This window comes from Paenibacillus nitricinens, from assembly GCF_052056485.1.
GTDB classification, from domain to species: Bacteria; Bacillota; Bacilli; order Paenibacillales; family Paenibacillaceae; genus Paenibacillus_AQ; species Paenibacillus_AQ nitricinens.
In genome coordinates, this window is the sequence record NZ_CP183948.1 from 3,561,854 (window position 1) to 3,574,193 (window position 12,340).

Consider the following 12,340-nt stretch of genomic DNA (forward strand, 5'->3'; position numbering starts at 1 on the left):
CCTAGAATGTAAACACGATGCGAAGAAGCGTTTAAGCACCCTCGCATCGCGTTTTGGAAACCTTCTTATTTATTTGCTTCAAATGCGGTTTGATGTTCTTTAGCTACTTGAGCGGAATCCACTTTTTGAACAAAAAGATTTTGGATACTGCTGAGATGGACTTGTGCCGTAGCTGGGTTCATAGTGTTGTCAAAGGCCAAGTCGCCACCTTTAACCTGATTGAATAATCCTGAAACGTTGATTGCCAGATCAGAGTAACCTGCGGCTTTCAGGTCTCCATCCACTTTTTGACCAATCCCTACAGCATTTTTGAGTTCAAATTGCTTTTTAGGATAGTTGAGTGTAAAGAAGTTTAAGAAGTCTTTGGTTTCTTGTAAATGCTCACTGTTCGCAGAAATTGCAAAAGCGCTACCTGGTGCGAGCATGAATTCATTTGGATCACCTTTACCATTCACACTTGGGAATTGGAAGGCTCCTGCTTTACCAGCCACTGAGGATGCGTCAATTGCACCTGTTTCCCAAGAACCGATAACCCACATAGCAGCTTTACCGGATTTAAAGATATTACCACCTGCGTTAGCATCGATGGAAGTAGCTCCATCTGGGAATGCACCTGCTTGCACGAGATCTTGGAAACGGTCAACAGCTTCTATGAAAGCAGGATCTTCAAATGTTTTTTTGCCATCCAGCACATCTTGAAGGAAACCAGGTCCCCCATTGGTGCGAAGCAGGATATTCATGAACAAGAATGAACCTGTCCAGGAATCTTTTTCACCGATCGCGATTGGCGTAATGCCCTTTGCTTTCAAGGTTTTTACATCTTGGAGTAATTCATCGAATGTTTTAGGAGTGTCTGTGATTCCCGCTTGTTCGAAAAGTTCTTTATTATAATAGACTACCTCGATGTTATTACCATCTGGCAGCGCATAAACATTGCCATCGAAGCTGTAGTAATCAAGCAGACCGGATTGATAAGTGTCTTTCAGTCCATTTTGATCCAGCATATCATTCAGGGGAGCAAACAGCTTAGCATCAACGAAGGGTTTCATTTGTGCAGCCGGGTTAACAATCGTAATATCAGGGACTTCTTTGGACGCAGCTTGTGTCTTCAGTTTGACTTTTTGTTGGTCTGTATTCAAAGTATCTAGTTCGATGTGAATGTTAGGGTTTTCTTTTTCATATTGGTCAACTAATTCATGAAGCATTTTATAAGCAGGTGTTGCTGGATCCGGATAAATATTTTGAAAAGTAATCGTGACCTTCTTACCGCTTTCGGTTTTAGTAGTTCCGGCATCTGGAGCATTCGTAGCTGTATTCCCTTTCGACTCTGTAGCGCCTTTACTCTCATTGTTGTTTGAATTTCCACACGCTGCCATACTTAAAACCAAAGCTGCTGATAACGCAATTGTTGAAGTTGCCTTCATTTTTTTGCTGACCATTGTTTGACGCCCCCTATTTTCGTTATAGGCTAATTATTGTACTGTTAAGCGCTTTCAACAAGGTGTCAAATTTAAGATAAATGGTTTGTTTTTTCTAGAAAAATACAATATATGTCCGAACATAACGAAACACCCGCTAATTCGGGTGCTTCCATGAACCATATTTTCGACGTGAGGCGATCATTTAGATGTGGAACCAAAATCGGTGATTTTAAGTTTTATATCAAAGGTCAATGGCATCCGCGTAAATTCATCGTCCCAATGATCCTTCATCTGTTTCCAAATATGCGGCTTTTCAATGCTGAGCCAATCACCGAATCCAGCTACATCCACTTTGTAAGTGGACTGCATTTTGTAGATAAGTCCATTGATATGTTGGGTTAGTTTCTCTTCAAATATCTTCTCTAGTTCTTTAAAATAAGCTACACTCGAGGAATCCTCATCCACATTCCAATTCTCAATTAGACGTCCAGTGGACTCAATCGCAACATGAAATGACATCCCCTTATCATCGCTCTTATTCAGTGTAATCTTGCTCTTCACTGATTTAATCTCATAAGTAATGGAGTCGTTCGACCGATCATAGGCTTTGATGCTCCCGCTCTTAATATCGCCTTTGATCCAGGAAATACTCTCCACATCATGTTGGTCAAGGTTGCCGATCCAATGCCCTGTCTCTCCCTTGATAATACCGGCCCCGGAGAATTCCACCTCACCTTGTGCTTCCACAACGTTTTGCAACACAAAACTTCGCTTAGAGTACATCAGAGCATCTAGATTGGACAATGTTATCCCCTTCATAACTTTACTGGTTCTGAAGTTGTTTTGGACCATCTCTTCAAGTCGAATGGAAGGAATCTCCTCCGAGTTCGTCTTAAGCGTATCGGACGCACGCCCTTGGCTTAGAAATATTAGACAGCTCGGGCGGATATCGTTATCTCGCAGCACAAAATCCATTAAACGTCTGATCTTCACTTGTTGCACAAGATTATCGGCCATGACGATAACCTTAAGATGATGGCCGATAATCGGACGGTTCTGACGAATGGTGAATTGGCGGAATACTTCAAGCAGAGAATCCCCAGTCTCAGAAACATTGTTAAAATGGGTTCTGGCTGTTTCTCCATCTTTACCGGTATTTCCAATTGTTCTTTCAGGTATAATTTGTACAGTTGCCGTAACTTTATTTTGCTTTTGGTAGCTTCCCCCACGTTCCTCGAATTCCCGTTCGAGTGGATCAGGTTCTCCCTTATCAAGCGCCAATCCTGTATAAACACTTAGATCTTCAATCTCTTTACTGCTCCAACAGCCAGGCTGTGTAATTAAAATAATGGATACTATTAGTAAGTGTATAGCTCTCTGCCTAAACATTCTGCTTAAGTCCTTTCTTCCTGATCAGTAATACAATCGACAATAGCAATGGCAACAATACAAAGATCAGCACGCCCATATAGCCAATGGAATCACCAAGACTGAAGACGTCATTAATGCGTTGAGGGATCATCGTACAGATGAAGATGATGGGCATTAAGGCGAACATCACCGGATGAATCTTCAGATTGAACACCTGTGAGATTCCAAGTGAAGCATTAAAGAAAAAGCTGCAAAAATTACAAAACATCTGCATCAACCAAATGACCAGCAGCGGGAATTCAAATCGTTCAAAAAAGAAACCGGAAATTTCAAAGCTCCGTACCAAATCTATCGTAGGCCAGGTACTTGTGATTACTGAATTGATGGACAAGCCGCCAATCACCATCACAATCGTAACCAGATACAGCACCAGCGGAATGCATAATCCGACCAACATCCCCTTGACTGCTTCCTGCGGATGCTGCATAAAGGCCGTCATCGTCATCACAACCTCACAACCAGTAAAGATCAGGATGCTCGACTTCATCCCCCGGAAGACCGGCAGGATGCCTTCACTTAGAAAAGGACGTAAATGATGAATATCAAATATTCTGGAGCTTAAAATAAAACAAATGATCAGGATAAAGATACTGATTGGAAATACAATCTGAAACACGCGGGCTATGGAATTAATCCCACCATACACCAAATACGTACCCACCCAGATAAATGGCATCACGATCGCCCAGATCGGAGTGCCTTCCAGAAGAAAGAACAATGTTACTTCCGCCAGTACGCGGATTTCGAAGCCAGCAATGACAATAAAGTAAAGAATCAATAGTGAACTCAGCACACTACCTGGGAGATTTCCCACTATTTTTTTAGAATACTGAAAGACCGTTTTACCCGGAAATTGTTGGCTAAGCTTCACCATCACCAAGATTACCAAAAACACGACGATACCACCCAGCGCTACTGAAAGCCAAGCATCGGGAGTCTGCACAGCCTTGACAACACTTTTTGGCATAGTTAAAATGCCAGCACCCAACATTGAATTAGTCAATACAATGGCAGCTTGTGAGGTTGTGATCTTGTCATCCGTACGTTTGAACACAGCGCTCCCCCCTCTGCTCCTGCTAGATACATTCTCTAGGACTTGCGAATTTTCTTCTGGGTCTTCAGCATCTCCGGTCTTCGCTTCATGATAGATAACGGCGCACGGACGAACAAATCCTTCCAATCACTTACCCGGAAAGGCGAGATTGGGGTGACGTAAGGAACCCCGAAGCTTGAAAGTCGAGTCAGATGACTGCAAATTAGCAGAAAAAAAAGGATGGTACCGTACATACCCAGGACCGCCGCAAATAACATACCTACGAATCGTAAGATCCGCAAGGTAATCCCGGCACTGTACATCGGTATGGAAAACGAAGAGATCGCTGTCACGGCAACGACAATTACCAGAAAGGGACTTACAATACCGGCTTGTACCGCGGCATCTCCAATGATCAGTCCTCCGACAATCCCCATTGCCGGTCCTATGGGCTTTGGCAGACGAATTCCAGCTTCACGCAAGATTTCAATAGAAATCTCCAGAATCAATACTTCAATTAATGAAGGGAAGGGTACACCTTGGCGTGTTTCGATAATGGAAATCGCTAGCTGCGTAGGAATCAGCCCCGGATGAAAGGAGATAAAGGAAATATACAGAGCCGGGGCTAACAGAGCCAGAAATGCTGCGCCAAACCGTAGCACCCGCAAAAGTGTACCTGGAAACCAACGCTCATAGTAGTCCTCAGGTGACTGCAATAGCATACTGAACGTAACTGGAACAATGAGGGCAAACGGTGTGCCATCCAGCAGGATAGCGATTCTCCCCTCTAATAAGGAGGCAATCACACGATCGGGTCTTTCTGTATTCTGTGTTTGTTGAAACGGGCTTAAATAATCATCTTCGATTAACTGTTCCACATAACCAGATTCCAGAATGAAATCCATATCAATTTTGGAGATCCGGTCTTTCACTTCCTGTAGCAGATCTGGATTTACAATGTTTTTCATATAAGCGATAACCAGGTTCTTCTTGATTTCGCTACCCACTTCAAACCTTTGCATTTCCAGATGCTTATTGAGCCCTTGGCGGCGAAGCATAGAGGTATTCTCACTGAGCACTTCGGTAAATCCAATCCTTGGTCCCCGCAGTAAAGCTTCTGAAGTCGGCTCAGTAATAGAGCGCACTGCTCCATGTGGAAAGCCAACCAGCAGCATCTCACGCATACCTTCTACAATCAGTGCGGTGTATCCAAACAGGACTGACTCCTGCAGATGATCCAAATCTCTAGTTTCGTTTAGCTGAGCCAGCGGTAGCATATTCTGTTTCATATAGGTGTATATTCCTTCGGAAGCCTGCATTTCATTGGCAAACATCAGATTCTGTAGCACCTGTTGGTTGATTAGCAGTTCATTCTGCATGCCCTCAACATAGACCAAAGCGGCACGTGCCTGAATACCTTTGACTGTGAATTCACGAAAACACACATCACTATTTCCTTCTAATGCCGTTCTTATCGCTGCTAAATCGTCATCATAGTCTTGAGTAAACCCTGTAGACTTAGAAGGCGGGTGATCGGCTTCAGTTTCCTGTTGATTTGCTGCATGATTGTCCGAATTCTTCGGTTCAGCATCCTGAGATTTAGCCCCTGAATTCTTGGAGCGTCCGCTTCCAACATAGAAATATAGATGCTTGTAAAGATAATAAACCGCTATGGGAAAGAGCAACGTTATCGCCGCCTGTATAAAAACTGTCCAATCGGGAATATAAGAGACTATTTTAGACCACATCGCAATCATCCTCTTAATAGGAATCTTCTAGATACTATTCTCCGCCTGCCCTATTTTTATGCAGCTTTTGGAATAGGAGGAAACTCTAGATTGGCGTAAGGACATACATGTTGCTGTGCGTCCGAACATAAAGAGACGCCCGCATAAGCGGGCGTCTCGATTAAAAATGTTTAAAATAGTTATTGTGGTTGCCGCCATTGTTTTAGCACTTCAAGCAACCCCGGAACATCTAATCCATCCAAAGAAAAAGCTTTGCGCAGCAGCTCATGCGGGATGAACTCGTCGTATTTCCCGAGATAAGGCGCCTCATCTGGTGATAACAAGGATAAAGGGTCACTTGCAGCCATGCTTTCAGCGATAATTTCTGCTTCCAGCGTATCTGCATCTGTTTTGCCTGCAACCACCATATAATAAGGTTCCATCGGTACGATAGATCTAAGTCCCTGTGAGCTCTTTAAATTGTTCTTGAGAAGGCGCTCTAGTGTGCGGAATTGCCGACTACCCGCCCACGGTAAGATAAACATCGAATCTCCACCTGCCGGCATAACGGAACGTTCAAGCATTCCACTTTCCTTCGCTAAACGGCGTGCTCGTTCAAGCCGCGCGGCCGCACTCGGAGCAAGATACGGATACAAGGATGTTGCGCCTAACACTTCACGAATCTTCATCATAATGCGTGTATGCACATCCCCACCCGCTCCAAGCCACAACGTATCCACTTTTCCGCGTGAGGTTTTTACATAAACAGCTTTATGGCGATTATCGACCTCTTCTACCTTCCAGAGCTTCCCTGCCAGAGTAAAACAGTAACCCGGTGGTGGTACCGTTGTGATCGAACCGATCTCTTCCGTCCCGTTATAGACAACATGCTCTTCATCGTCTTTGAAGACTGCATAGAAGCGGAAGTTGTTCACGATCTTCTCCCCTGCCATCCCGATAATCAGGCTGCCTTCATCCATCTTCTCGATTTGTCCCATACCCAGCATATAAGTCATGAAAGTATCGTAGTCCACAGGATCAATGCTATTGAAGGAAGGTAAGCTAAGTACAGCCTCTTTTAATTCCTCCGGCTCCGCCTCCCCCATACTTTTCAATATGCTCATCGTCTGATGGTATAGCAGACCAACGGGCAACTGGCGCACCACCAGTGGTTCAACCCACTTCTCGCGCACATAGAGCTCTATCACCGCAATCGCTCGAAGCAATGTCCAAGGCATCCGTGCCGGAAGCTGAGCTTCCTCATCCTCTTCCTCGGGCGTGACAAAGATCATCTCGGATGCGGCGTCACCACGCCTGCCCGAGCGACCGAGCCGCTGCACAAAGCTTGCGCAGCTATAAGGAGCGCCGACCTGGAGCACCCGCTCCAGCTCTCCCAGATCAATGCCCAGCTCCAGCGTCAATGTCGCTGCCGCAACGGCAGGTCCGGAGCCTTGCCGCAGCGCGGCTTCCGTCTCTTCGCGGAGCATCGCGGAGATACTGCCATGGTGAACGTGAAAAACATCCCGTTCCCCACGCTTCGCGGCCGTTCTCCGCAGCTCAAGGGTCGCCGTCTCTGCATCCGAGCGGCTATTCGTGAAGATCAACGCTTTCTTAAGATGCGTATGATCGTAAATGAAATCGTAGTAAGACTGCTTCGCGCGTTCTAAATGCTCCGCCTGCACTTCATCCCGTGCATCCGGAAAAGAGAAATGCTCCACACTTAATCGGAGCTTACGCCCGCCCTGTGGAGCGGACACCTCTACGCTCTCCCGCGTGCCAGCCGCCAGCCATTCCGTCACCGAAGCATAGTCGCTAAGCGTGGCCGATAGACCGATTCTGCGCGGATGACATCCCGCCATTCGTGAGATTCTCGCCAACTGACTTAAGACCTGAATCCCCCGATCAGCGCCCATGAAGGCATGAACCTCGTCAATAACAATAAAACGAAGATCATGGAACAGAGCTGGAATAGCATTCGGACGATTCATCAATAGTCCCTCAAGCGATTCAGGAGTAATCTGCAACACGCCGGAAGGATTCTGCACCAGTTTCGTCTTATCTGCTTGCGGGACATCCCCATGCCAGTGCCACACCGGAATATTGCCTTCACGTAGTAAATCATTCAGCCGTGTAAATTGATCGTTAATCAAAGCTTTCAGCGGAGCGATATACAGAATACCGACCGAACCGGATGGACGTTCATACAGCTCAGTAAGCGCTGGAAAAAAAGCCGCCTCTGTCTTACCAGAAGCTGTACCCGAAGCAATCAGTAAGTGATTTGGTGTATCAAACAGCACACGACAGGCATCTACCTGCGCCTCGCGCAAGGTCTCCCAACGATTCTTATAGATAAACTCTTTAATGAAGGGAGCCAGCCTGTAAAACGGATTATCACTCATAATTCAAACTCCGCGAGGAATCCATCTAACTCGTTTTGTTCAGTTTCAGCAGGTTTAGAGGCTCGTTCGCCCACTAGCTTCTCGAAAGAGATTTCCGGATGCTGGTGCAAGGTGTGTAACAGATCCATAAAATCACGCACTACTTCACGTGGAGTCAAGAGCTCGTCTGCCCCTAATCTGCCCACAGCTTCTTCCATAAAATGGACCAAATGTTCCTGTGTTAACTGTGCTTCGTAACCATAATGAAGGGCATGGATATCTCTAAGCTTTTGCAAAAGGATCAAAATTTCTTCATGTGAGAGCATGTCTAGTGCAATAACAGGCCCGGTATAATTGTTCAGACCTGCTGCGCCGTATCTTCCTGCAACTAATCTAGAACGCAGCGCTTCATAGCTAAATAATCCACGTCGACTATCTTCCACAAATTGCGGAGTCCCCCCTATAAAAATCCCCAGGCTCTCTGCCTTGCCCTGCATCGTATCATTGAACATCGTAAGCAGCTTTTCATAGTTACTCTGACGTGAGATGCTGTTGGTGATTTTGTAGAGATTGACGCCTTCATCTATGAACAGCAGCAGTCCCTTATAACCAATAGCAGAAGTGAATTCCGCCCACAGCTTCATATAATCATACCAATTATCATCATCAATAATCACGCCAACACCAAGTGCTTTTCGTGCTTCCGTTCGAGTGGCGAATTCACCTCTGAGCCAGCGAAGGGAATCCTGCTTCAGTTCATCGTCAGCGAGCTTATGGGCATTCCAATAAGAAGCCAGCACTTTGGCAAAATCAAATCCATGCACCAACCCGCGCATTTCGGAGGCTACAGCATAGATTCGTTTCTCAACTTCTTCTCCAAGCTGGGGGTGATCAGGGCCATATTCATTCTCTTGCATCACAGACTGCTGAAGCGTAATGATCCATTTTTGCAAAATAATCTCCAGAGCGCCTCCATCTGGACGCGTCCGGGTAGACAAGTGACTCATCAGCTCTCGATATGTAGCAAGACCTTGTCCTTTCGTTCCCACTAATCTTCGTTCAGGGGATAGATCCGCATCAGCTACTACAAAATCCCGATCCATCGCATAATTACGTATCATCTGCAAAAGAAAGCTTTTGCCGCTACCGAATTTGCCTGTAATCAGCTTAAAAGCAGCTCCACCCTCCGCAATGTTATCCATATCTCTCAATATCGCTTCAATCTCTGGGCGGCGACCAACGGCTATATGCTCTAGTCCGATACGCGGAACCACACCGGCTGTCAGTGAATTGATTAGCGCTGTCGTCATGCGTTTAGGTATTTTTAAAACATTCATCCAAAATTCACCTCATTAAATATTAAGCAGATAAATTTTATATTCTTCTGCAATTTCTTCACCATCTATGATCAAATCACCTAGAATGTCCATTGCCATATCATTGATCTCATCAATCAAGAGCTCTGACATCGTGCCGTTTGCAGCCGCTAGCTTCTGTATGGCTTGTGTTCCATCCTCGTTCATAAGCGCAATAAGAGCTTCGTGTTGGAGTGGACTTAAAGCTTTAGAGAACTGCTCCCACTCCGATCCTACGTTAGCAGATTGAATTTCTTCTATAGTTAATTCAGGCTCAAGAGACTGAAGCATTACATTGATTTCATCTTCAATCTCTTCAAATTCTTCTTTTTCTACTAATTCTTCAAGCTTGGATTCCTCATTAGTAATCTCAAAACCGCTATCCTCAGGCTCTTCCAGCTCAATCATTTCCTCAACCGTAAGCATGGTTCGTACAATCTCGGAATCACTCTGCAGCCTTTCAAGCTTCTCACGATCAATGACTACTGCCGGCCCCTTGTCTTCCTGTTTCTCTTTCTCAAATTCCCGCTTCAGAAAACGAGTGATAAGATCATCCATATCAGCATCCACGTTAACCCCTTTGAGCCGACCACGATAACCCAGCAGTTCCCGTAATTTATTCTCAGTCAAACGGAACAGCCTTGTAATCAAACTGCGAAGCGGTGGAGTTTTACTGATACGAACAACCGGTATAAGTACAGAATAACCATATAGCGAAATATCATATACGGCGCTACGGAATAAATAACGCTCCCGCATAACTGATGGGCCTGGTGGGAACATTTCAACCAAATTCGAGCCGTGTTTCCGACTGACATAAGCGTTGATTAATGCCACTATCTGTGGAATATATCGTTCGAGGGCTTCTTTACCTTCCCCCATATAAAACTTCGATTTACTAATATCGTAGTCCGACATCGCTGTTAATACCGTAAAGGTTAACTGCTCAGGAGATACAGTAAGACATCTCTCTAACTCTAGCTCAGCCAGATCTCCAGCAAGGCCGCGTGAACGAGCAACGATTAGCGATAGTGGCACATCCAAATGATGAACAAACGAGAAGTCCGCGATCCAACCACCCAAATATTGATCCAGACGTTTATAATTTTCTCGATAAGCTTCCCAGATTTGACTGAGCTGCTTATAGCCATCATAAGGATCTTGCCAGCCTACACCATTAATAAGCTCATACACATGCAGAAAAATATATGAAAGATCCGTTTTCGGATATCTACCCTGTCTAACTTCATAGCGCCAATAAAAATACCATCTACTTTGCGTGCCTGTCATATGGCCATACGTTGGCCAGTAACTCTTAAAAGGAACAAATAGAGCCGAATCCTCGGTTCTTTGTTCCAGCTCCTTCGCTCTAGCTATAAACTGACCTTCGGTAGTTGTCACAGGCTCCGGCATGTCGGTCTCCAGATCCCAAAGCTGAAGCTGTAGAGAAGGTTCTGAAGACGCTTTAGACTTCCCTACATTTGCAGTAGATAACTTAGGCAGCACTGGTTCTGATGAATTTCGCGGGGGAATAGGAACATTTTGCTCCGTACTTTCCCAGACTAATTCCGTGAAATGAGGCTGCTTTCCATCCTTACTCATGTTCGATCGCTCCGTTCTTATAAAAGAAGGACTAATTTAAAAAAAACGGCCCTGTTCACAATTGTGAAGGAACCGTTTTGTTCTTATTAAATTTTAGCATTATTGATAGATTAACATCAAGTATGTAATGAAGAATTATCCTTTACAGTAGCTCCGTTCCCTTTGTCTCTTTTCCTAGGAAGAGCACCGCTAACGCACCGATAATAATCGTTACAAAAAATAACATGAAGATCGAGCCAATTGCTATAGATTTACCTACCAGCACACCTACTAGTAAAGGAGCGATGATGCCACCAATCCGGCCAAAAGAAGTCGCTAAACCAGCACCTGTTGAACGAATAGATGTTGGATATAGCTCTGGTGTATAAGCGTACATGCCACCCCATGCTCCAAGATTGAAGAACGACAAGCAAATACCAGCAGCCATCAGCATGCCTTCAGTCGTCGCATTTCCGAACCATGCCGCACTAACGGCAGTGAACAGCATATAGATGACCAGGACAAACTTACGTCCGAACTTCTCGATGAAGTAAGCGGCAGTAAAGTAACCTGGGAGCTGGGCGAGTGTCATGATTAGCACATACTCGAAGCTCTTAACTAAACTGAATCCTTTAAGTACCATAACTGTAGGAAGCCATAAAAACATGCCATAATACGAAAACACTACGGTAAACCATAAAATCCACAGCATAATCGTAGAACGGCGATACTCTGGTGACCATACAGTTGCGATACGTTTTTTCAAGGAGACAGGTGCCTTCTTAATCTCTGCAAACTTCGGCGAATCATCTATAGCGCGTCTTAAATATAAAGCATATAGAGCGGGAACAGCACCAATGCCGAATGCTACACGCCAGCCATAATCAGGAATGACGAAGAATGCAATTAACGCAGAAGCAATCCACCCAACCGCCCAAAAGCTCTCCAGCAGCACAACCGCGCGGCCTCTCTCACGGGCAGGCATACTCTCAGACACTAAAGTTGAGGCAACAGGCAGCTCCCCACCTAGTCCAAATCCAGCGATAAATCTAAGCACGCAGAGTATCCCGAAGCCTGTTGCAAAAGCCGATAACCCACTCGCAGCCGAGAAAATCAGGAGTGTCCATAGAAGGATCGGTTTACGTCCGAATCGATCTGCTAATATCCCTGCCGCTGCAGCGCCCACGGCCATGCCCACGGAGTTAATACTTGTTAATATGCCTATCTGCTCCGGTCCCAGATTCCAATCCTTGGCTAAAGCCGCTACAACAAAAGAAATCATCCCGACGTCCATCGCGTCGAACATCCAGCTTAAGCCTGCACTGAAGAGTAATTTCCTCTGCTTCGGATTCCGCAGCAGTGTCATTTGATTCACTTTTAAGCCCCCTTATATCCAACATATATCTTATGAAAC

8 protein-coding genes are annotated in these 12,340 nt (G+C 45.3%); all 8 read right to left on the reverse strand.

Features of this window, described 5'->3' with window-relative positions:
* Positions 1 to 65 precede the first annotated feature (65 nt).
* Positions 66 to 1,439, reverse strand: coding sequence for an extracellular solute-binding protein (locus ACN6KS_RS15660; protein WP_094869080.1), 1,374 nt, complete (start codon positions 1,437 to 1,439; stop codon positions 66 to 68).
* Positions 1,440 to 1,619: 180 nt separating this feature from the next.
* Positions 1,620 to 2,810 carry a Ger(x)C family spore germination protein gene (locus tag ACN6KS_RS15665; RefSeq protein WP_440959999.1) on the reverse strand — a complete coding sequence of 397 codons (1,191 nt, stop codon included), beginning with the start codon at positions 2,808 to 2,810 and terminating at the stop codon, positions 1,620 to 1,622.
* Positions 2,803 to 3,906 carry a GerAB/ArcD/ProY family transporter gene (locus tag ACN6KS_RS15670; protein WP_440960000.1) on the reverse strand — a complete coding sequence of 368 codons (1,104 nt, stop codon included), beginning with the start codon at positions 3,904 to 3,906 and terminating at the stop codon, positions 2,803 to 2,805. The genes ACN6KS_RS15665 and ACN6KS_RS15670 overlap by 8 nt, the downstream gene beginning before the upstream one ends.
* Positions 3,907 to 3,941: 35 nt before the next feature.
* Positions 3,942 to 5,633 carry a spore germination protein gene (locus ACN6KS_RS15675; RefSeq protein ID WP_094869083.1) on the reverse strand — a complete coding sequence of 564 codons (1,692 nt, stop codon included), beginning with the start codon at positions 5,631 to 5,633 and terminating at the stop codon, positions 3,942 to 3,944.
* A 179-nt stretch (positions 5,634 to 5,812) separates the two neighbouring features.
* Positions 5,813 to 8,011, reverse strand: coding sequence for a DEAD/DEAH box helicase (locus ACN6KS_RS15680; protein ID WP_094869084.1), 2,199 nt, complete (start codon positions 8,009 to 8,011; stop codon positions 5,813 to 5,815).
* Positions 8,008 to 9,327, reverse strand: coding sequence for an ATP-binding protein (locus ACN6KS_RS15685; RefSeq protein WP_440960001.1), 1,320 nt, complete (start codon positions 9,325 to 9,327; stop codon positions 8,008 to 8,010). Before ACN6KS_RS15685 ends, ACN6KS_RS15680 begins: the two co-directional genes overlap by 4 nt.
* A gap of 15 nt (positions 9,328 to 9,342) precedes the next feature.
* Positions 9,343 to 10,947, reverse strand: a complete 1,605-nt coding sequence (locus ACN6KS_RS15690) for a TerB N-terminal domain-containing protein (protein ID WP_440960002.1) — start codon at positions 10,945 to 10,947, stop codon at positions 9,343 to 9,345.
* Positions 10,948 to 11,089: 142 nt separating this feature from the next.
* Positions 11,090 to 12,292 carry an MFS transporter gene (locus tag ACN6KS_RS15695; RefSeq protein ID WP_179281530.1) on the reverse strand — a complete coding sequence of 401 codons (1,203 nt, stop codon included), beginning with the start codon at positions 12,290 to 12,292 and terminating at the stop codon, positions 11,090 to 11,092.
* Between the last annotated feature and the right edge of the window lie 48 nt (positions 12,293 to 12,340).